Below are 20,169 nucleotides of genomic sequence, written 5' to 3' on the forward strand. Positions count from 1 at the left end.
GTGTTTTTGCGATCAGAAATCGCAGATCTCTGTCCATTGCCGCTGCTCCGACGATGCCAGTGCAGCCGCCAGCACGCGGTTGACCTCATGCCCGTCGCGGAAAGTTGGCCAGATCGGCTCGCCAGTGTCGATGGCCTGCAGGAAGTCCTTGGCCTCGATGATGATCTGGTCCTGATAACCAGTGCCGTGACCCGGGCCCTGACAAAAGGGTTCATAGTCGGGGTGCGCGGGGCCTGTCAGGATTTTGGTAAATCCGCGATGCGCCTCGGAACCTTCGCGGCGATAGAACCAAAGGGCGTTTTGGTCTTCCTGATCGAACCGAAGCGCGCCCTTGGTGCCCGAAATCTCATATGCGTAGCCCATCTTACGCCCGGTTGAGATGCGGCTGACATAGATATTGCCCATCGCGCCATTTGCGAACCGGCACATGATCTGGGCATGGTCGTCATTGGTGACTTTGCCGCCTGGGCGGTTTTCGTGGACGGTTTCAACCTCGGCCATCACCTCGGCAATCGGTCCCATCAAGGCAAGCGCGCCATTGACCATATGGGGCGCAAGATCGCCAATGGTTCCGTTGGCCATGCCCGTCGTGCGCCACGTGGCCGGAGCGTCGGGATCGGCATAAAAGTCCTCGGTATGTTCGCCCCGGAACCAGGTGACATCACCCAATTCTCCGTCAGCAATCAGTTTCCGTGCAAATTGAGTCGCGGGCGTGCGGACATAGTTGAACCCGACCATGTTCGCGACACCGGCCGCTTCGGCTGCGGCAACCATTGCCTCGCCATCCTCCATCGATGCGCCCAGAGGTTTTTCGCACAGTACCGGCTTGCCCAGGGCAAAGGCCGCCTCGGCAATCTGGCGGTGGGTTTCCTGCGGCGAGGCGATGACCACGGCCTCGACCTCCGGATAGTTGACCAGCGCCCGCCAATCACCGGTCGCGCGCTTGAATCCATAGGCCGTCCGATACCGTTCTGCGCTTTCGAGGCTAGAGGCACAGATCATCTCGAGACGCGGACGCAACGCGGTGTTGAACACCGCGCCCACCGCCGCCATGGCAACGGAATGGGCCTTGCCCATATAGCCGCCACCAACAATTCCAATTCCGATTTCAGGCATCTGTCACGGCTCCGAACATATCATTTGCAACCGGTTGCAAAATCAGTATCGTGTGAATCGATTCAACGCAAGGTCCAAACTTTGCCGACCCCATTTTGCCGGAGGACATGAATTGAGCGCTTTGATAGATGGTATCAAAGGAAACCGGTTTGCCGTTTTCGGGCGCGCAGGCATGGATTTGTTCGCGACCCCGATCGGTGTCAAAAGCGAGGATGCCGATACCTTCCACGCCGATCTGGGTGGCTCGTCCGCCAACATATGTGCCGGTCTGGTCAAGCTGGGCAGCCGGGCATCGCTGGTCACGTCGGTTTCGGACGACGCCGTTGCGCGGTTTTGCCTGAACCGGTTGCGGCACTACGGCGTGGATACATCCTACATCCGCGTGGTCGGCGGTGAATACCGCATGTCCATGGCGATCTATGAAAGCACGACCGAGAACTTCCAGAACGTGATCTATCGCAACGGCGCGGTCGATTTCCAGGTCACGGAAGAGGATGTGGACAAGGTCGACTACGGCGCCTTCTCAGCCGTCCTTTCTGCCGGAACGGTATTTGCTTCGGAACCCTCACGCAGCGCCACGTTCCGCGCCTTCGAGAACGCGCGCAACGCAGGTCTGCCGGTGATTTTCGACATCGACTATCGCCCCTATAGCTGGCCTTCGCCCGAGGTTGCCGCCGACGTTCTGTCCCGGGCAGGCGAAGCGAGCGACCTGATCGTGGGCAATGACGAAGAATTCGGGTTCATGGCGGGTGGCATCGACAAGGGGTTTGCCAAGGCCCGTGAACTGGCCGCAAAACCGGGCCGCGTCGTGATTTACAAGATGGGCGAAAAAGGTGCCGTGACCCTTGCTGACGGTCAGGAGATCACGACCGGAATCTACCCTGTCGATGCGATCAAGCCCGTCGGCGCCGGCGACAGTTTCATGGCCGGTCTGCTGGCCTCAATTGCGGCGGGGTATTCGCTGGAAGATGCCGTGATGCGTGGCTCGGCCTGTGCCTCGATTGTGGTGTCGCAACCCGGTTGCGCCCCCGCTATGCCGACGACGCCGGAACTGAACGCTTTTTTGGCCGCGCATCCCGGCCCCACCTCATAGGAGTTTGATATGCATATCGCGCCTTATGACAACCGGAACAACCCGATCGTCGACGCGGACGATCCGACCGTTCCGCTGAACTATTTCAACATCGTCAAGCTGAAGAAGGGCGAGGCGTTCGAATATCAGGTGCCCGGCTATGAGACCTGCATCGTGCCCGCCACCGGCAGTGTCGATGTCGATGTCGAAGGGGTTCAGTTCCCCCGGTTGGGCAACCGGGGCGACGATGTCTGGGACGGCGAGCCGGAAGGTGTCTATGTGCCGGTGGGCGCAAAGGCGCAGATGGTCTGCGTGTCGGACGAGACCGAGGTGTTTGTTGCGGGTGCAAAATACGACAAGGTTCTGGATCCGTTCGATGTGCGCCAGCATGACCTTGTGCAATACGGCAGCGACGACACCAAAACGCACCGCAAGATCAAGCACATCCTCGGCCAGAAACAGCATGACAAGGTTGGTCGCCTGTTGGTCAGCGAGTTGTTCACAGTCGGTCAGGGCGGATGGTCGGGTTTCCCCAGCCACAAACACGACACCAATCGCTTGCCGGACGAATCCCGGCATGACGAGACCTACAATTTCCGTTTCAAACCCAACTGGGGGTCTGGCCTGCAAATGCTGCAGCGCGAGGACAACGAACCCGGCGATGCCTATCATATTGTCGACGGATCCACGATCTGCATCGACAACGGCTATCATCCCTGCTGCGTACTGCCGGGGTATGAGATGTACTATTTCACCATCCTCGGCGGCCTCAGCCAGCGCTCGCTGGTGCAGTATTTCCAGCCGACACATGCCTACCAGATTGAGACGATTCCAGGCATCAAAGACATGATCGCGAAATTCAAATGACCCTTGTTACGCTTTCCGAAGTTCTGAGGCCCGCCTATGAACAGGGCTATGCCGTGGGGGGCCTTGTCACGCTGGGGTGGGAAGACATGCGCGCCTATGTAGCCGCGGCCGAGGCGGAAAACGCGCCGGTGATCCTGCAGGCGGGCCCCAGCTGCCGCGAGCACACGCCGTTGCCGATTCTTGGCAAGATGTTCCGGCATCTGGCCGAAAACGCCTCGGTTCCTGTCGTCGCGCATCTGGACCATGGCTACACGTTCGAGGAATGCAAAATAGCGCAGGACAGCGGCTTTACCTCGTTGATGTTCGATGGGTCGCGCAAGCCACTGCAGCAAAATATCGATGAAACGGCGGCGATTGCCGAAATGGCCCATGCGGCAGGGATTTCCTGCGAGGGCGAGATCGGTTTTGTCGGCTATTCGGGGGGCGAGGGATCAAACGGAACCGATCCGGAAGAAGCTGCAAAATTCGCCCGCGAAAGCGGTGTGGATGCGATGGCGATCTCGGTCGGAAATGTCCATTTGCAGGAAAACAAGGAAGGCGGTCTGGACGAGGACCGCATCGCGCGGATCGACGCGATGACAGACGTGCCATTGGTGATTCATGGCGGCTCCGGTGTGCCGGTGGAACAGCGCAGCCGGCTGGCGCGTGACAGCTCGATCTGCAAATTCAACATCGGAACCGAGCTGCGCATGGCCTTTGGCGCCGCATTGCGCGACGCGGTCAACCGCGACCCCGACCGGTTCGATCGTGTCACCATTTTGAAAGAGACGCACGATCCGGTCGAAGCCGCCGCCCGAACGGTGATCCGCGCATTCGGCGCCCCACTACAGCGATAATCGTCAGACCGTGAATGCCGCTCGGAACGCGGCCAGCGCAGTTTCGGGATCCTCCAGCGCGTAGGCTTCCATGCCCACCGGCCCCCGATACTCAAGATCAAAAAGCGCACGCGCGACCGAGGCGTAGTTGACCTCGCCCGTTCCGGGCTCACATCGGCCGGGATTGTCAGCCACCTGAATCTCACCGATCCAGGGCAGGCATTTGTCGCACCAGCGGATCAGGTCGCCTTCGCCGATTTGCGTGTGATAGAGATCCAGATTGATGCGCAGCTGAGGGCGGTCAACAGACGACACCAGGGCCAGAACGTCTTCGGTCGATCCGAACGGACAACCGGGATGGTCCAGTTGGTTGAGATTTTCCAGCGTGAAGACCACGCCTTCCTCCTCGGCCAGATCACAAATGCGGTTCAGCGTATCGCGCGCTTTCAGCCACATCTGGCCGGTCACGACATCATGCTGCCAGATTGGTATTCCGTTTTCGCCCAGACCCGTTCCGTGCAAATTCAGGCGTTGTACACCCAGCCGCTTGCCGACCTGTGCCGACTCGCGTGCGGTTTTCAGCAGCATCTCGGCGCCTTCATCATCGGCCAGTCGTCCTTCCACATAGCCGTCCATGATGGTGAATTCCGCGCCGGTGGCTTCAAGCTTTGGTAGGTCCAGATCAGGCCAGCTCCAAAGCCCCACGCCGAACCCCATTTCCTTCAGCCGCGCCGCCCGCCAGTGCAGAGGTTTATCCAGCCAGAGCATCTCGGCGCAGGCCGCAAGTTGAAACGGATGGGACATGCCAGCTCTCCTAGAAAGTGCAGATCAGATCGAGCCGCCTTCGACCATGAAATTGCCAGCGCTGCACATCGCGGCATCATCAGAGGCCAGAAACAGAACCATGCGGGCCACGTAGACGGGATCGATGGGGTCGGGCAGACATTGCCGGTCAACCTGTTTTGCCAGCGCTTCGGGCGTCACCCACAGGTCTTTCTGTCGGTCCGTCATGATCCAGCCGGGCACAACGGTGTTGATGCGAATCCGGTGGTCTCCAAGCTCGCGCGCCATGGTTCGGGTCAGGCCGTGAACGGCGGATTTTGCCGTGGCGTAGGCGGGGAAACCGGCCCCGGCCTCCCACCAGGAATTCGAACCGAGATTGATGATTGAGCCGCCGCCTTTTGCAATCATGCCCGGAGCAACAGACTGAATGGCAAAGAACATGTGGCGCAGGTTGATCGCCATACGTTCATCCCAATACTCGGCCGTCACTTCGCGCCAGTCGTGGCGGTCGTCATGGGCGGCATTGTTGACCAGTACATCGGCAGCACCCAATTCGTCGGCCAGTTCTCCGATTGCCGTCTGCAGGGCTTCGATATCGCGCAGATCGCATTGGGCAAAGGCGTGCTCGCCGTCCAGATCGGCCAGCAAGGCGAGCCCGGCATCCGCGTTGATGTCCAGAAACCCTACCTTCGCACCCTGTGCGGCAAAGGCCCGCACGGTTTCGGCCCCGATGCCGCCAGCGCCGCCTGTGACGAAGACGGTTTGGCCTGCAAGGCTGGGGTAACTGGCAAAGCTATCGGTCAACCGTCCCGCTCCAGGATCCATTCAACTTCGTGGGCCGGAACAAAGCGCCACTTTCGCAGCGGGCCGGCCATGACATTCAGGTAATACATCTCAAAACCATATGGCGCACCGCAAGGGTGATGTCCGCGCGGGACGGTCACAACATCGCCATCCGAAACGGCCATCGTCTCATCCAGCTGCCCGTCATCGGTATAGACCCTTTGAATGCCAAATCCATTGGCGGGGTTCAGGCGGTGGTAATAGGTTTCCTCAAGATAGGTGATGCGCGGATAGTCATCCTCGTCATGGCGGTGGCTGGGATAGCTGGACCAGTGCCCGTTCGGCGTGAACACTTCAGTCACCAGCAGGCTGTCGGCGTAGTCTTCATTCTCCATCGCGATGTTGTTGATGTAGCGCGTGTTCACACCCTTGCCCCGTTCGGTCAGGGTAATCCCATCGGGGCCGATGCGGCGGGCCTGATGTCCGCCCCTGCTCGGGGCCGAGCATACGGCGATGACGCAATCGGTTTCGGCCACAGCCTCCCACTCGGTTCCGTTTGGCAGATAGAGGCAATGGGGCGGGGTTTTCTCAAAAACACTCATCCTGTCACCAAGAACGCCCCAGTCCTGCTCCGCTCCGCTGATCTGTGCCTTGCCTTCAACCATCACCAGAATGACCTCGCGGTCGCCGGTTGCCTCGGCTGCCCGGTCGCCCGCTTTCAGATGGTAAAGCCCGAAACCGACATAGCGCCACCCGGCACTTGCGGGCGTGATATCGTGCACCTTGCCCCGGGTTCCGAACGGCTTTTTCAGCAGGTCTGCCATGTGTTTTCTCCTTATTGGGCGGGCCTTGACGGCCCGCCAGTGTCTTGAATTCAGGCAGCTTGCCTTGTTTGCAGGGCTGCGTAGGCCTCGGACAGTTGCGCTTCGGTCCATCCCTCAGACACAGCCCGGCGCAGGATGTCGGCCTGACTTTCGGGCGCGTTGCCACCGATGGGTGGGTCGGTGTCCAGATTGGTTGGAAACGGATAACCCTCGGCCGTTGCGGCAATAGCTGCATCCAACTCTGCCGTGCTGAGTTCACCGCGTTGTCTCAGTGCAATCAGCGCCGGAAACACAGCCTGAGACATGGAACGCCGGTCAATCGCCTCCATCGCGCGGCCAAAGGCGGATGAAATCTGCAGCAGGTTCGCCATCCGGTGAATATCCGCGCTGCTGTTTTCCCCTGCGGCATGAAACAGGGCCGGGTTGAAGAACACCGCATCCCCTTTTTCCAAAGGCAACTGAATACAGTTTTGTTCGAAATGCGCCCGATGCGCCGCGTCATGAAAGGCCAGATAGCCCGGCGGATAAAGCTGCGAGAACGGCAGCAGCTTGGTCGGGCCGCTTTCGATCGGCATGTCGCAATGGGCAACCGCCCCCTGCAAGGTCAAAGATGCGGTAACCAGATGGGCGTGCGCCGGATAGCGCGCGGCCGTGTCGGCGCTCTGGAACCCCAGATGGTAATCGCGGTGCGCCTGCTGGGCCTTGCCTCCGGGACGTACCTGATTGATCTGGGCCGTGACCTGATAGTTCGGCCCCAACCACGCCTCACAAGCGGCGGAGATGACCGTATTTCCGAAATAAAGCGCAAAGCCTTCAGGGTCACGTAGGCACTGCTTTTGCAGCGCGTTCCAGACCCGGTCATTGGCGCCCGATGCGGCAAAGTGATCGCCCTCACCCGCGCCGCTTTGGCGTTCTTCCGCGATGATCCGATGGAAGACATCGCTGGCCCGGTCGATCACGGACGTGTCCGCGAAGGCACCTTTCAGGGCAATCACACCCGCGGATTTGCCCAGAACGCGGCCCCATTCTGCCAACAGCGCCTTGCGCTGATCCGCCTGTTCCAGCGTCGGGCGCAGGGCCTGCATGTCGTAGATCGGAACGTTCTTTTCGACCGACGCGGCATGAGGCACCGCGTCGGCGTCGAGATTCTGAGAGGTCAGCACCTTGAATTCATCCAGATCACAGGATTCCCGGTCGAAATAACCGACAAAACCAAGGTCCCGATCTACCATGACGTTCTCCTTTCTCATGGCCAAGGTGTTGCCCAATTGGGCGGATGTTACGCGACGATCTCCAATCCGGCCTGACCACAGACCTCGACGATGTGGTCGTAGCCTTTCTTGGAGTATTCATAGGGTGGCGCTTTGGCAGGGTCCTGCTCGGCCTCGACCACGATCCAGCCGTCGTAATCCATCGCTTTCAGCGCATTGGACACGGCCTGAAAGTCGATGCAGCCATCGCCCGGAACCGTGAACGCGCCGGCAATCACCGCATCCAGAAAGCTGCGGTTGTTCTCGCGCACGTCCTGCACGACCGCCGGACGGATGTCCTTGAAATGGACATGGTGCACCCGGTCGCCCCAGCGGCTCAGGGTGGCCAGAACATCCCCACCGCCAAACAGCAGGTGGCCGGTGTCGAAACATAGATTTACCTCTGGGCCCGACCCTTCCATCAGCCAGTTCACGTCATCTTCGGTTTCGATGATCGTGCCCATGTGGTGGTGGTAGGCCATCGGCATACCCTGATCCGCCATCCATTTCGCCAGCTCGGTGATCTTGGCGGCATAGGCCAAGACCTCGTCCCTGGACATTTTCGGGCGGTTGTTGACCGGGGTGCCGATCTGACCCTGCACGGTGTTCGAGCATTCGGCATAAACGATGCACGGACTGTTCAGAGCCACGAATTGCTCAACCTGCTCGCGCACGGCCTCGCGCTCCGTCGCGAAATCGTTGACCAGCGACGCGCCCGAGCACCAGCCACCGCATAGCGCGATATCATTGCCTTCCAGATAGGCACGCAGCCGGTCAGTGTCGCCGGGCATCCGCTGGCCGCGTTCGACACCGGTGTAACCGATCTCACGCGACTCCTTCAGCGCCTGCTCCATTGTATAGGCCGCGGTCAGGTCCGGCAGGTCATCATTTTGCCAGGCGATCGGAGAGATCCCGATTTTCACGCTCATTTCGTGTTTCTTTCCTTGATGGCGACTTCATAGGCCGCGCGCTTTTCATTCACTTCAGGGCGGATGCTGACCTCGGGAACCGCAACTTCCCACCATGTGCCGCCATATTCGGTCGAGGGGTACGGATCGGTGTCGATTACCACCACGTAAGGCCCTGTGACCTCGCCACGTTTGGCAAGCGCATCTTCCAGGTCGGCAATGCTGCTGACCTTGACCGATGTCGCCCCCATCGCCGCCGCATGGGCTGCAAAATCAATGGCCGAGGGGTTCTCATGCACCGCATGATCCAGCAGGTTGTTAAACTCGGCCCCACCCGTACCCATCTGAAGACGGTTGATGCAGCCAAAGCCGCGGTTGTCGGTAATGACCACGGTGAAAGAGACACCCATCATCGCCGCCGTCGCCATTTCCGAGTTCGCCATCATATAGGTGCCGTCGCCTGTAAAGCAGATCACGTCCCGATCGGGCTGGGCCATCTTGATGCCCATCGCCCCCGCGATCTCGTACCCCATGCAGCTAAAGCCGTATTCCATGTGGTAGGCACCGGGGCGCGGCGCTTTCCACAGCTTGTGCAACTCACCCGGCATGGTGCCCGCCGCGCACATGACCACTGTATCGTCATGCGCGGCGCGCTGAACCGCGCCCACCACCTGCATGTCCGTGGGCAGGGCATTGCCGTCGCCGGGCGCGTCTGTCAGTTTGTCGACCTTGCCGAACCATTCCGCCTTCAGCGTGTCAGCCACGGGATCAGCGCGGTAGCCCTGAAGAGCGACGCCCAACTCCTCCAACCCGACACGCGCATCAGATTGCAGGGGCATCGCGCCATGTTTCTCGGCGTCATAGGTAGCAGTGTTCAGGCAGACCATCTCGCGTTCGGGGTTCGAGAACAGACCCCACGAGCCGGTAGTGAAATCCTGCAAACGCGTACCGATGCCCAAGACCAGATCGGCTTCGGCGCAGATATCATTGGCGGGTTGCCCGCCGGTCACACCAATGGGGCCCAGATTCAGCGGATGATCCCAGGCCAGCGCGGATTTGCCCGCCTGCGTCTCGGCAATCGGAATGTTGTGCGTTTCAACAAAGCTTTGCAGCGCATCGGTCGCGCCTGAATAGTGCACCCCGCCGCCGGCAACGATAACCGGGCGTTTTGCTGCCCTGATCGCGGCCACGGCGCGGGCCAGTTCGCCCTCGTCCGGGCGGATGCGGCGTTGATACCAGACACGGGGTTCAAAGAAACTTTCGGGGTAGTCGTAGGCCTCGGCCTGCACGTCCTGACAGAAGGCCAGCGTTACCGGCCCGCAATCGGCGGGGTCGGTCATGGTGCGGAAGGCGCGCGGCAGCGCCGTGAGCAGGTGCTCGGGGCGGGAAATACGGTCGAAATAACGGCTGACCGGTTTGAAGCAGTCATTGGCGCTGACGGTACCGTCTCCGAAATCCTCGATCTGCTGCAGAACCGGATCGGGACCGCGCGTGGCGAACACGTCGCCGGGCAGCAGCAGAACCGGCAGCCGGTTCACATGGGCCAGCGCCGCTGCCGTCACCATGTTGGTGGCGCCGGGACCAATTGACGAGGTCACGGCCATGGCACGCGTGCGGCGCATCTGTTTGGAATATGCAATGGCCGCATGCGCCATGGTCTGCTCGTTATGACCGCGATAGGTTGGCAGGCTGTCCCTTACACCATGCAAGGCCTCGCCCAGACCGGCCACGTTGCCGTGACCGAAAATCGCCCAGACACCGGCGATGAAAGGCTCTCCGCCCTCGTTCATCTGTGCCCCCAGATAGCGCACCAGAGCTTGCGCGGCGGTCAGTCGGATTGTCTTGCTCATCTTGATCCCTTTCAACACATGCCGCTGCGGGCAATCTGTCGGGTTTCGCATTTTTGAAGGTTTCAGGCGCATGAACCGGCCTGATCAGGGTGCGGCCGTCTGGTGCCACGGGGTTTGGATGGCCCACCTGTTGCGGCGGAACATCCTGTAGTTCGTCGCTCAGACGGTCCCGCCGAGCGATCCTTCGAGCTGGGCCATCTCCTGACCGCCTGCCATCAGGTCCTGCAACTCTTCCGGCGTAATCTCGCCACGCCTTGCAGTGCCCAGAGTCTTGCCGCGGTTCAGCACGGTAAAGCGGTCGCCCACCGCCAGCGCGTGGCGCACGTTGTGGCTGATGAAGACAACGCCAACACCCTGGCTGCGCACCTTGTCGATGGTGGCCAGCACGTTCGAAGTCTGGCGCACACCAAGCGCCGAAGTCGGTTCGTCCAGGATCAGGATCTTGGCACCGAAATAGACCGCACGGGCGATGGCGACGGTTTGACGCTCCCCCCCGGACAGGGTGCCCACGGCCTGATCCGGCCCACGCAGGTTGATGCCCATCTTGCGCATCTCTTCCATGCAGACATCGTTTGCCTGATCGACGTCGAACCGCTTGAGCAGACCTTTGCCCTTGGTAGGCTCGCGGCCCATGAAGAAATTGCGCGTCACGCTCATCAGCGGGATCATTGCCAAATCCTGGAACACGGTCGCAATGCCCGCCTCCATCGCATCGCGCGGCGTGTCGAAATGCAGGGGCCGACCTTCGAAAAAGATCTCGCCCTTGGTGGGTTTGTGCACGCCGGACATGGTCTTGATGAAAGTGGATTTACCCGCACCGTTGTCGCCCAGCAGACAGTGGCATTCCCCGGGCTTGACGTCAAAGCTGACGCCAGCAAGGGCGATGATATTGCCAAAGTGCTTTTCGATATTTTTCATTTCCACAATCGGGGCGGCATCGGTCGCGTCGCCGTGGTGAAACTTGGTGTCTTCGGTCATATCAGCGCTCCCCGGTTACGCGTTTACGGATCGCGTTGTTGAACAGAACGGCGATCAGCAGCATGGCGCCCAGGAAGACCTGAAACCAGTCCTGATCGAAGTCGGTATAGGTCAGGCCGATGACAACCATGCCGAAGATGATCGAGCCAAAGAACGCCCCGATGGCCGAGCCATATCCGCCGGTCAGCAGACAGCCGCCGATAACCGCGGCGATAATCGCCTCGAATTCTTTCTGGAAGCCCCGGCGCGCATCGGTCGAACCAGCGTCCATCACCGTGATGATCGCAACCAATGCGGCGCAGCAGGCGGTCAGCATGAACAGCGAAACCTTGACGCGGTTGACCGGAACACCCGAGTTCGAAGCCGCAACCCTATCCCCGCCCGAGGCGAAGATCCAGTTTCCGACCGGAGTGCGCAGCAGCACATAAGTCGCCGCCAGCGTGATGACGATGAACCACAGGATTTCGACCGGGATACCCGGCACCTTGGGCGCACCGCTTTTGAACGTGTCGATCATGCCGTTGGCCGCCAGCCAGGCGAACAGGCCGCCGAACGCTTCGCCCGAAAAGAATGGTGCCAGCCAGTCGTTTTCGACCGCATCGCGCACACCGCGCAACTGGGTCGAGCCGCCTGTCGCCATTTTCAAACCAACCAGGGACAGGCCGCGCAGAATGAACAGAAACGCCAGCGTCACGATGAACGATGGCAGGCCCGAGCGGATCACGATATTGCCGTTGATCGCACCGACACAGGCCGCGAACAGGAATGTCATTGGGATGGCGAAGATCAGCGGCAATTGCCAGGTCACGACGCAGACGCCGAAAAACAGCCCCGAGAACGCGACCATCGACCCGATCGACAAGTCGAACTCTCCGCCGATCATCAGCAGCGCGGCCCCGATGGCCAGAATCCCCAGCTGCGCGGCGGGGGTCATGAAGTTCATGACGCCGGCAAGGGTAAACATCGACTCATCCGCAGTGATCGCAAAGAACACGAAAACCAGGACGGCACCTGCCATGGCGCCCAACTCAGGCCGTTTCATGAGTTTGGTTAGGAACGGTTCTTTCTTGACCCTTTCGTCCGATACGACGGGCGCTGACTCACTCATGGTTTCCTCCCAATTCGGTGAGATCGGCGCTCTGGCGCCGATCCTGTTGTTTGCCGGAACTTTCCGGGACTAGCGGATGCCCTGCGCGGACAGGTCGATCACCTGCGCCGCCTTTTCCTGCGTGATCAGGTTCGGACCCGAAGGCACGTTGCCGCCGGGCATCAGGCCATATTTGGCGTGCAGACCCATAAAGTTCACCGACAAGTAGCCCTGCAGATACTGCTGCTGGTCGATGGCAAAGGCCGCGTCGCCATCCGCGATCGACTGCAGGAAGTTTGCCGACAGGTCGAACGAGGCGACGTTCACGTCGCGGCCAGACCCTTTGACGGCTGCAACCGCAGGCTCACCGGCCGAGCTGGCACCCAGCGCCATGACGGTGTCGATGGCTTCGTTAGCGGCCAGCGCAGCAGCCACCTTCGATTCGATTTCCGACGGATCGTTCGAGGTCGGCAGAACTTCGACATTGCCGCCAAAACCTTCGGTGAAGCCCGCGCAACGCAAGTCAAGCGCGACGTTGCCCACCTCGTGGTTGACGCAAATCGCCGTGCTGCCGCCCATCGACGCCAGTTTTTCGCCAGCAGCCTTGCCCGCGTCGAACTCGTCCTGACCGACATGCAGCAGGGCGCCCAATTCCTTGGAAACATCAGAACCCGAGTTGATCGAGATCACCGGGATACCGGCTGCAACTGCGCGTTCGATTGACGGGCCAAGCGCATCCGCATCCGGGATCGAAACGATCAGACCATCGGGTTCCTGGTTCACGGCTGCGTCGATCAGCTGCGACATGGCCACCATGTCGAAAGTTTCAGGCGCGCGGTATTCGACGTTCACGCCCACGTCTTTGCCGGCCTGTTCGACACCGTTCTTGACGACGTTCCAGAAGGCATCATTGGCCTGGCCGTGCGAAACGACAACAATCTCCTGCGCGAATGCAGGTGTCGCCAGCGCCAGAGCCCCTGCTGCCAGTGCGCCCTTTACGAACTTATTCATTCTGTTTCCTCCCATTAGAACAGTCTATTTTCGTGTCGGGGTGTCAGCCCCAATCATTCGGCAGTGCCGAATCTCTGCGACTCCGATCTGATACGGAGCTGATGTCAGTTTGAAGCATTCCGGTCATTTTGCAACCGGTTTCAAAATTTCAGACATGTCAACCGGCCTTCCGGACTGCGCCGACCGCGTCGCGGCCTCGGCCATTGCAAGCGCGGCAACCCCGTCTTCCAGCGTCACCGGCAGCGCGGCACCCGTCAGGGCCGCCTGTACAAACGCATCCCATTCCGCCTGATAGGCCGGCATGTAACGCTCCAGGAAGAAATAGGTTGGTTTCGCCCCGACAACGCCTTTGTCGGTGGATTTGACCACCGTGTTTTCCAGCATATTGTGAGCCTGCAACAACCCCTCAGAACCCAGCAGTTCGACGCGCTGATCATATCCGTAGGCCGCCCGGCGGGAGTTCTTGATGACGGCTATCCGACCATCACCATAAGTCATTGTAACAACAGCGGTATCCACGTCTCCGGCCTTGCCGATTTCGGGGTCCACAACCGATGTCCCCACGGCGGAGATGGTTTTTGGCAGCTGACCCATCAGATAATTCGCCATGTCGAAATCGTGGATCATCATGTCCCGGAACAAGCCGCCGGACACCTTGATATAACCGACCGGCGGTGGAGCGGGGTCGAATGAGGTGATCGACAACATTTCGGATTTGCCGATTTCCCCTGCGTCCAACGCAGCCTTAAGCGCGGAAAAATTGGGGTCGAACCGGCGGTTGAACCCGATCATGACAGGTTGGCCACTGTCCGCCGTGGCCTTTTGACAGGCGATGGCGCGTTCGAGGTTCAGATCAACAGGTTTTTCACACAGAACCGCCTTTCCGGCACGGGTTGCCGCTTCGATCAGGCCGGAATGAGTGTCCGTTGGCGTGGCGATCAGCACCGCATCGATTGCCGGGTCCGCGATGATGTCGTCAGAACTGCGGGCCTCGGCCCCGGTGTCCGAGGCAAGGCTTTCAGCCGCCTCTGCCACCGCGTCGGACACAGCACATAGCTGGCTTTTGGGGTGGGCGGTGATCGCCTGCGCATGCACGCGGCCGATACGTCCGGCCCCCAGCAATCCGATCCTCAGCATTCAATTCTCCCGAATCCTTTATTCGCGTGACAGAATGTTTCGCTTTGCAACCGGTTGCAAGATGTTTTTGCGCAGTGCTGAAAATTGGTGCAGAATCCGGTCGCATGAGCCTGTCAGACCCGATGTGGCAGGCCCGGCTTTGCCGTGTTCTTCGTTGCCGGATCTGCTGCCTGACTGCACTTGAAGCGTGCCTACGACACGCCGTTTGCAAAAACAGCTTCGGCGATTTTGGGGTCAACGACGACCACGTCGACAGTGGCGATATCCTCAAAAATCTCTGCATGCAGGGTGTCACCCAGAACGTCCTGCATCTGCGCCTTGTGGCCATTGATGGATGCGTTCAGCACATCCGCGTATTCCGTTGGCGTCAGCTTTCCGGCAGCAAGCTTCGTGTAGGCATCCAGCAGGTCATGACGCAACTGGACGATCATTTCCTGATGCAAATCCACGTGCGATTGCATCAGTCCCGGATGTTCGTTTGGAGATACCAAAAACTCTGTTTCTTCCGAACACCGCGGGTAGCGCTTAGTCAGGCAGCCGTCGCAGATGCTTTTCCACTTTTTGACACCCAGACCGTCAATGGCCAACAGACCCAACCGCCCGTAAAGCGTGTGCGTCAGATTTGTCCAGCCCTTTGATTTATAACCTTTTGCGTCGTTCACTTCGAGCCCGGCCGTACACATGATCCTGTTGGTCGCCTGATGGCAGACACCGTCGAGACCGTACCGGATTCCGGCCAGACCCTTTGTCAGCGGGTCGGTTCGCATTTGCGACAGGCAATCACATTCGGGTTGAAAGGCCATTCCATGACCAATGGACCGCTGATTTTCGTCGTGATCGCCCCCGCAAGGCCACAGGTAGTTCCGCTTACCGGCATCATCGTATCCAACCGCATATGTATGGTCGGCATTCGATTTGATCGGATCGATAAAAGCGCCCTGCGCGAACATCTCGACCTTGCGCTCTTTGTAAGGGTCATAGATGTCGAACTCATCGTGCCATAACCGGTGGCGCTTCCCCTTGACCGGGTGAAAGACTTCGGCGTTGACAAATCTCGGCCTGATTGGATCGATACTCAGCCGAACGACCACCTCGTAGTTTGCAAGCGTCCATTTGTGGCTGTCCTGACCGTCCCAATGACCTTTGGCGGGGTCCAGAGTGATGCGGTAGGTGTGGTCCTTGCAGCCTGTTACGCTTGTTGGAACCTCAATCCTGGCTTTAGGGAAATCCACATAGACTTTTCCGTGAAACTTCACCGTGATTCCGGGCGCAACGCTCAGCTTTTGTGTCGGGATTTTGTATGTTCGCATAACAATGACCTTTCTAAAAATATTCGAAAGGTACATTGATCGGGCCAATCCGTCTGTGACGTATTCACGAAGCGCACAGAACACAGCCCGAGTTCGGGCCGCGTGTCCCCAGCCTAACCCCCGACGTAAACGCCGCTTTTTGGCCGGTAGAATATCTTCTGGTCGTGAAGCCGCCCCAACAATTCCTGAATGTCGCGAAGCGTTTCCTCGCGCTTCGATTTCTCGTCTTCATCCTCTTGCGCAGATGCGTGAGACTGCGATGCCAAAGCGATCCGGAGAGAGCTTTCGATCAGGTCGATGTCCTTGACCGACAGTTCGAACATGTCGTTGTAGCGGGGCATTTCGAAACCTCCTGGCTGGGCGCAGGTTTCCAGACTGCCCCACGTCGCGTTTTATTACCACTTTTTCGTTACGGTGCGGGAAATCGTTGGGCCTAAGAGATGGCAGAGTATGGCCATTCGCCAAATTTCGAACAGGCCTTTTAAAAAGATCCGTTGAAAATCTTCGCCCAAACGAAAATAAAACCACGCGTTTGCAAGCTCGGGGTGTTAACCTGTTGTTGTAAAATGGCGATCCCTGAAGGACTCGAACCCTCAACCTGCTGATTAGAAGTCAGCTGCTCTATCCAGTTGAGCTAAGGGACCGCTGCGCCCTTCTTGCGGTTTTTACGGGCGGGGTTCAAGGGCCAAGCGCATGAAGGCGCTGTTGAGGTCGTCTTCATAACCGTAGATCGGCCCGCAATAGGCATATCCCAGCGCCTCATACAGCTTTCGGGCCGCGTCATATTCGGGCAGGTGATCGGCACCGGTTTCCAGAACCAGGGCGGAAATCCCTTCGCTCTGCGCCAGAATTGCCAGGTGGTTCATCATGGTGCGCGCCAGCCCGCGCCCGCGCACTTCTGAGATCATATGCACGGATTTCACCTCGGCCGTGCCGTCCGGCAGGGTCTTGAGCGCGCCGCACCCGACCGGCTTGCCGGCCTCATACATCGCCCAGAACCGAATGCCCGGCCCTGCCAGAGACTCGGCGTCCATGGTGTGGTTGCTTTCTGCAGGCCCTGCCGTTTCGCTATGGGCAAAATGCGCCTCGACCACCGGGCGCAATGCGTCCGAGGTTGGGTCCGCCTCGCGGATTTCGATCATTCAATGAGTCCAGGGACCGCGCCGGTCGGTGGCGAAATTCTCGCCATAGCCACGGGCGCGCAGGTTCGGTTTGCGCTTGTGCGGTTCGCTGACAACCGCATCAATCCTATTGCTCTTGGCATAGTCCAGCGCTTCTTCCTTGGTGTCGAACTTGAGACGCACCTGGGTCTGTGTGTCACTGGATGAGGTCCAGCCCATCAACGGATCAACCTCACGCGCGGATGCAGGGGCATATTCCAGAACCCACTTGCGGGTCTTGGCCATCCCCGAGGTCATCGCATTCCTTGCAGGCTGGTAAATCCGTGCGCGCATGTCGCCTCTCCGTACTCACTTGGCTTTGGATGTTATGCGTCAGAGCGCACACGGGGACAAGTCCGCAATTGTCGCGGCGCGCCCGCAGGCTTTCGGCATCGCACGGCTCTGCTGATGCCAGAAACTGTCATCATGGTCATCTAAATATTGTTGAACCCCATGACGAGGATAGACAGATGATCCATCACGAAAGAACCCTGGAAATCGATGCCCGGCCCGAGGCCATCTGGTCTGTACTGAGCCGGTTCATGAATATCGACGAATTCGCTCCTCAGGTAAAATCCGTGGATGCCTTGACACGAGGCCAGAATGGCGTGGGATCAAAACGGCGCTGCCACTTTGAAAACGGCAGCTCATTGGTGGAAGAAGTCACGGACTGGCAAATCAACCGGGGCTATCGTGTTCAACTGTCGGACATGTCTGCCATGCCTTTGGCCCAAGCGCACGCAGCGATTGCTATCGAACCACTTGCGAACAACCGCTCAAGGGTGGTCTGGAGCATGGAGTTTCAAATGAAATATGGGCCTCTGGGTTGGCTGTTGGGGCAGATGCTGCTGAAGCCGATGATCGGGCGGGTTTTGGACCGCAACCTGAAAGCGCTCGCTGAGAAAGTGCAGTCGGACCACATTCCTTACCTGCAGTTTGCCTATTATTAGAACTGCGCACTCCAATCCGGATCAGCCCTTGCAGTTGGACAAAATAAGAACAAATGTAGGGGTCTGACCCGGAGCCTGCCTATGCCCTATGCCCATTCCGACAAGACCCAACTGACCGCAGAGGACGTGCGCGCGCGCCTGAAACTCGAGGGCGGCAAGCAGTTTGTCATGCACACCGAGTTTGCGCCGGCGGGTGACCAACCCACGGCCATCAAGGAACTGGCCGGGGGTGTTCTGGACGGCGAACGCGATCAGGTGTTGTTGGGCGCGACCGGGACGGGCAAGACCTTCACCATGGCCAAGGTCATCGAGGAAACCCAACGCCCTGCCATCATTCTTGCGCCGAACAAGACGCTGGCGGCGCAGCTTTATGGAGAGTTCAAAGGGTTCTTTCCCGATAACTCGGTTGAATACTTCGTTTCGTACTACGACTATTACCAGCCCGAGGCCTATGTGCCGCGGTCGGACACCTATATTGAGAAAGAATCGCAGATCAACGAACAAATCGACCGGATGCGCCACTCGGCCACCAGGGCCTTGCTGGAACGCGATGACGTGATCATCGTCGCCTCGGTCTCCTGCATCTACGGTATCGGCTCGGTCGAAACCTATGGGGCAATGACGCAGGACCTGAAGGTGGGCCACGAATACGACCAACGGCAGGTGATGGCCGATCTGGTGGCCCAGCAATACCGGCGCAACGATCAGGCGTTTCAACGCGGCTCGTTCCGGGTGCGCGGTGACAGTCTGGAAATCTGGCCTGCCCACCTTGAGGATCGCGCGTGGAAGCTCTCGTTCTTCGGTGAGGAACTGGAACAGATCACCGAATTCGACCCCCTGACCGGTGAACGCGCCGCGACGATGGAACAGGTGCGCGTCTATGCGAACTCGCATTACGTGACGCCGAAACCGACGATGCAGCAGGCGATTATTGGGATTAAGAAAGAACTCCGCATCCGGCTGGACCAACTCGTCGGCGAAGGCAAACTGCTCGAGGCGCAGCGACTGGAACAACGCACCAACTTCGATCTGGAGATGCTTGAGGCCACCGGCGTCTGCAACGGGATCGAGAACTACTCGCGCTATCTGACCGGCCGCGCACCGGGTGAACCGCCCCCGACCTTGTTCGAGTTTATCCCCGACAATGCCATCGTGTTTGCCGACGAATCCCACGTCTCGGTCCCGCAGATCGGCGGCATGTACCGGGGCGACTATCGGCGCAAGTTCACATTGGCCGAACACGGGTTCCGCCTGCCATCGTGCATGGACAACCGCCCGCTGAAGTTCGAGGAATGGGACGCCATGCGCCCGCAATCCGTCTTTGTCTCGGCCACCCCGGCCAAGTGGGAGATCGAACAGACCGGCGGCGTCTTCACCGAACAGGTGATCCGCCCCACCGGCCTGCTGGACCCCGAGGTCGAAATCCGTCCCGTCTCCATGCAGGTGGACGATCTGCTGGACGAGGTGCGCAAAGTGGCCGCTGATGGCTATCGCACGCTGGTCACCACGCTCACCAAACGCATGGCCGAGGATCTGACCGAATACCTGCATGAACAGGGCATCAAGGTCCGCTACATGCACTCGGACATCGACACGCTGGAACGCATCGAAATCCTTCGCGACCTGCGACTGGGGGCGTTTGACGTACTGGTCGGCATCAACCTGCTGCGCGAAGGGCTCGACATCCCCGAATGCGGGCTGGTCGCCATTCTGGATGCAGACAAAGAGGGGTTCCTGCGCTCGGAAACCTCGCTGATCCAGACCATCGGCCGCGCCGCGCGGAACGCCGATGGCCGCGTGATCATGTATGCCGACAAGATCACCGGTTCCATGGAGCGCGCCTTGGGCGAGACCAACCGCCGTCGCGCCAAACAGCTCGCCTATAATCAGGAACACGGCATCACGCCGGAGACGGTGAAGAAGAATGTCGAGGACGTTCTGGCCGGTCTCTACGAAGGCGACGTGGATATGAACCGCGTCACCGCCACCATCGACAAACCGATGCACGGCGCGAACCTCGAGGCCCATCTGGACGGACTGCGCGAGCAAATGCGCAAAGCCGCCGAGAACCTGGAATTCGAAGAGGCCGCCAACATCCGGGATGAGATCAAACGTCTGGAAGCAGTCGATCTGGCCGTCGCCGACGACCCAATGGCGCGCCAATGGGCGGTCGAGAAAGCCTCAGAAGACGCGGTGAAATCACGCGGACGGTCAACGGCTGGCAGGCCGGGGCAGCGGGGCGGAAATGTGAAGCGGAGGAAGCGGTAG

General features: G+C 59.5%; 20 protein-coding genes and 1 tRNA gene. 5 read left to right on the plus strand and 16 right to left on the minus strand.

Annotated elements, in window-relative coordinates:
* Window positions 1-12: 12 nt before the first annotated feature.
* Window positions 13-1,116: a Gfo/Idh/MocA family protein gene (locus ACR0FE_RS10010; RefSeq protein WP_480912671.1), complete on the minus strand. Its 1,104-nt coding sequence runs from the start codon at window positions 1,114-1,116 to the stop codon at window positions 13-15.
* Window positions 1,117-1,228: 112 nt separating this feature from the next.
* Here ACR0FE_RS10010 and iolC point away from each other — a divergent pair, with 112 nt between their 5' ends.
* The 3 genes from iolC to ACR0FE_RS10025 are packed head-to-tail and all read left to right on the plus strand — an operon-like array spanning window position 1,229 to window position 3,891.
* Window positions 1,229-2,209: a 5-dehydro-2-deoxygluconokinase gene (gene iolC, locus ACR0FE_RS10015; protein ID WP_170614213.1), complete on the plus strand. Its 981-nt coding sequence runs from the start codon at window positions 1,229-1,231 to the stop codon at window positions 2,207-2,209.
* Between the two features lie 9 nt (window positions 2,210-2,218).
* Window positions 2,219-3,055: a 5-deoxy-glucuronate isomerase gene (locus ACR0FE_RS10020; protein ID WP_170614212.1), complete on the plus strand. Its 837-nt coding sequence runs from the start codon at window positions 2,219-2,221 to the stop codon at window positions 3,053-3,055.
* On the plus strand, window positions 3,052-3,891 hold the full coding sequence (locus ACR0FE_RS10025; protein ID WP_170614211.1) for a class II fructose-bisphosphate aldolase: 840 nt from the start codon (window positions 3,052-3,054) through the stop codon (window positions 3,889-3,891). Before ACR0FE_RS10020 ends, ACR0FE_RS10025 begins: the two co-directional genes overlap by 4 nt.
* A 3-nt stretch (window positions 3,892-3,894) precedes the next feature.
* On the opposite strand, the gene ACR0FE_RS10030 is transcribed toward ACR0FE_RS10025, so the two are convergent.
* From ACR0FE_RS10030 to ACR0FE_RS10100, 15 genes are all read right to left on the minus strand, one after another.
* On the minus strand, window positions 3,895-4,674 hold the full coding sequence (locus ACR0FE_RS10030; RefSeq protein WP_170614210.1) for a TIM barrel protein: 780 nt from the start codon (window positions 4,672-4,674) through the stop codon (window positions 3,895-3,897).
* A 24-nt stretch (window positions 4,675-4,698) separates the two neighbouring features.
* Entirely contained in the window at window positions 4,699-5,457 is a 759-nt protein-coding gene (locus tag ACR0FE_RS10035) for an SDR family NAD(P)-dependent oxidoreductase (protein WP_480593939.1), read from the minus strand.
* Entirely contained in the window at window positions 5,454-6,260 is an 807-nt protein-coding gene (gene iolB / locus ACR0FE_RS10040; RefSeq protein WP_480912672.1) for a 5-deoxy-glucuronate isomerase, read from the minus strand. The genes ACR0FE_RS10035 and iolB overlap by 4 nt, the downstream gene beginning before the upstream one ends.
* 50 nt (window positions 6,261-6,310) lie before the next feature.
* Window positions 6,311-7,492: a phytanoyl-CoA dioxygenase family protein gene (locus tag ACR0FE_RS10045; RefSeq protein WP_480812970.1), complete on the minus strand. Its 1,182-nt coding sequence runs from the start codon at window positions 7,490-7,492 to the stop codon at window positions 6,311-6,313.
* A 47-nt stretch (window positions 7,493-7,539) separates the two neighbouring features.
* On the minus strand, window positions 7,540-8,439 hold the full coding sequence (gene iolE, locus ACR0FE_RS10050) for a myo-inosose-2 dehydratase (protein WP_480912673.1): 900 nt from the start codon (window positions 8,437-8,439) through the stop codon (window positions 7,540-7,542).
* On the minus strand, window positions 8,436-10,268 hold the full coding sequence (iolD, locus tag ACR0FE_RS10055) for a 3D-(3,5/4)-trihydroxycyclohexane-1,2-dione acylhydrolase (decyclizing) (RefSeq protein ID WP_170679363.1): 1,833 nt from the start codon (window positions 10,266-10,268) through the stop codon (window positions 8,436-8,438). Before iolD ends, iolE begins: the two co-directional genes overlap by 4 nt.
* A gap of 159 nt (window positions 10,269-10,427) precedes the next feature.
* Window positions 10,428-11,246 carry an ATP-binding cassette domain-containing protein gene (locus ACR0FE_RS10060; protein WP_170614204.1) on the minus strand — a complete coding sequence of 273 codons (819 nt, stop codon included), beginning with the start codon at window positions 11,244-11,246 and terminating at the stop codon, window positions 10,428-10,430.
* 1 nt (window position 11,247) lies between these two features.
* Window positions 11,248-12,354, minus strand: coding sequence for an ABC transporter permease (locus ACR0FE_RS10065; RefSeq protein WP_170614203.1), 1,107 nt, complete (start codon window positions 12,352-12,354; stop codon window positions 11,248-11,250).
* Window positions 12,355-12,423: 69 nt separating this feature from the next.
* On the minus strand, window positions 12,424-13,344 hold the full coding sequence (locus ACR0FE_RS10070) for a sugar ABC transporter substrate-binding protein (RefSeq protein WP_170614202.1): 921 nt from the start codon (window positions 13,342-13,344) through the stop codon (window positions 12,424-12,426).
* A gap of 123 nt (window positions 13,345-13,467) precedes the next feature.
* Window positions 13,468-14,481, minus strand: a complete 1,014-nt coding sequence (iolG, locus tag ACR0FE_RS10075; protein ID WP_480912674.1) for an inositol 2-dehydrogenase — start codon at window positions 14,479-14,481, stop codon at window positions 13,468-13,470.
* 191 nt (window positions 14,482-14,672) lie between these two features.
* Complete coding sequence (locus ACR0FE_RS10080) at window positions 14,673-15,791, minus strand: hypothetical protein (protein ID WP_480912675.1); 1,119 nt, start codon at window positions 15,789-15,791, stop codon at window positions 14,673-14,675.
* 113 nt (window positions 15,792-15,904) lie between these two features.
* On the minus strand, window positions 15,905-16,132 hold the full coding sequence (locus tag ACR0FE_RS10085; RefSeq protein ID WP_170614199.1) for a hypothetical protein: 228 nt from the start codon (window positions 16,130-16,132) through the stop codon (window positions 15,905-15,907).
* 226 nt (window positions 16,133-16,358) lie between these two features.
* Window positions 16,359-16,435 (minus strand) — tRNA-Arg (locus tag ACR0FE_RS10090).
* A 21-nt stretch (window positions 16,436-16,456) separates the two neighbouring features.
* Window positions 16,457-16,933 carry a GNAT family N-acetyltransferase gene (locus ACR0FE_RS10095; protein WP_480912676.1) on the minus strand — a complete coding sequence of 159 codons (477 nt, stop codon included), beginning with the start codon at window positions 16,931-16,933 and terminating at the stop codon, window positions 16,457-16,459.
* Window positions 16,934-17,245, minus strand: coding sequence for an ETC complex I subunit (locus tag ACR0FE_RS10100; RefSeq protein WP_480912677.1), 312 nt, complete (start codon window positions 17,243-17,245; stop codon window positions 16,934-16,936).
* A 176-nt stretch (window positions 17,246-17,421) separates the two neighbouring features.
* Between ACR0FE_RS10100 and ACR0FE_RS10105 the strand changes: the two genes are divergently transcribed.
* Window positions 17,422-17,901, plus strand: a complete 480-nt coding sequence (locus ACR0FE_RS10105; RefSeq protein ID WP_480912678.1) for an SRPBCC family protein — start codon at window positions 17,422-17,424, stop codon at window positions 17,899-17,901.
* Window positions 17,902-17,982: 81 nt separating this feature from the next.
* The gene (gene uvrB, locus ACR0FE_RS10110; RefSeq protein WP_480912679.1) at window positions 17,983-20,169 is read left to right on the plus strand and encodes an excinuclease ABC subunit UvrB; all 2,187 of its coding nucleotides are present in this window, start codon (window positions 17,983-17,985) and stop codon (window positions 20,167-20,169) included.

This window comes from Ruegeria sp. K7, assembly GCF_056531785.1.

Excerpts from the sequence above, each read along its gene's own strand:
- ACR0FE_RS10080 (WP_480912675.1), bottom strand. The coding sequence starts at position 15,791 with ATGCGAACATACAAAATCCCGACACAAAAGCTGAGCGTTGCGCCCGGA.
- ACR0FE_RS10105 (WP_480912678.1), top strand. The coding sequence starts at position 17,422 with ATGATCCATCACGAAAGAACCCTGGAAATCGATGCCCGGCCCGAGGCC.
- iolE (WP_480912673.1), bottom strand. The coding sequence starts at position 8,439 with ATGAGCGTGAAAATCGGGATCTCTCCGATCGCCTGGCAAAATGATGAC.
- ACR0FE_RS10065 (WP_170614203.1), bottom strand. The coding sequence starts at position 12,354 with ATGAGTGAGTCAGCGCCCGTCGTATCGGACGAAAGGGTCAAGAAAGAA.
- uvrB (WP_480912679.1), top strand. The coding sequence starts at position 17,983 with ATGCCCTATGCCCATTCCGACAAGACCCAACTGACCGCAGAGGACGTG.
- ACR0FE_RS10095 (WP_480912676.1), bottom strand. The coding sequence starts at position 16,933 with ATGATCGAAATCCGCGAGGCGGACCCAACCTCGGACGCATTGCGCCCG.
- ACR0FE_RS10060 (WP_170614204.1), bottom strand. The coding sequence starts at position 11,246 with ATGACCGAAGACACCAAGTTTCACCACGGCGACGCGACCGATGCCGCC.
- ACR0FE_RS10020 (WP_170614212.1), top strand. The coding sequence starts at position 2,219 with ATGCATATCGCGCCTTATGACAACCGGAACAACCCGATCGTCGACGCG.
- ACR0FE_RS10025 (WP_170614211.1), top strand. The coding sequence starts at position 3,052 with ATGACCCTTGTTACGCTTTCCGAAGTTCTGAGGCCCGCCTATGAACAG.
- ACR0FE_RS10030 (WP_170614210.1), bottom strand. The coding sequence starts at position 4,674 with ATGTCCCATCCGTTTCAACTTGCGGCCTGCGCCGAGATGCTCTGGCTG.
- ACR0FE_RS10045 (WP_480812970.1), bottom strand. The coding sequence starts at position 7,492 with ATGGTAGATCGGGACCTTGGTTTTGTCGGTTATTTCGACCGGGAATCC.
- ACR0FE_RS10070 (WP_170614202.1), bottom strand. The coding sequence starts at position 13,344 with ATGAATAAGTTCGTAAAGGGCGCACTGGCAGCAGGGGCTCTGGCGCTG.
- iolG (WP_480912674.1), bottom strand. The coding sequence starts at position 14,481 with ATGCTGAGGATCGGATTGCTGGGGGCCGGACGTATCGGCCGCGTGCAT.
- ACR0FE_RS10085 (WP_170614199.1), bottom strand. The coding sequence starts at position 16,132 with ATGCCCCGCTACAACGACATGTTCGAACTGTCGGTCAAGGACATCGAC.
- ACR0FE_RS10100 (WP_480912677.1), bottom strand. The coding sequence starts at position 17,245 with ATGCGCGCACGGATTTACCAGCCTGCAAGGAATGCGATGACCTCGGGG.
- ACR0FE_RS10010 (WP_480912671.1), bottom strand. The coding sequence starts at position 1,116 with ATGCCTGAAATCGGAATTGGAATTGTTGGTGGCGGCTATATGGGCAAG.
- iolD (WP_170679363.1), bottom strand. The coding sequence starts at position 10,268 with ATGAGCAAGACAATCCGACTGACCGCCGCGCAAGCTCTGGTGCGCTAT.
- iolB (WP_480912672.1), bottom strand. The coding sequence starts at position 6,260 with ATGGCAGACCTGCTGAAAAAGCCGTTCGGAACCCGGGGCAAGGTGCAC.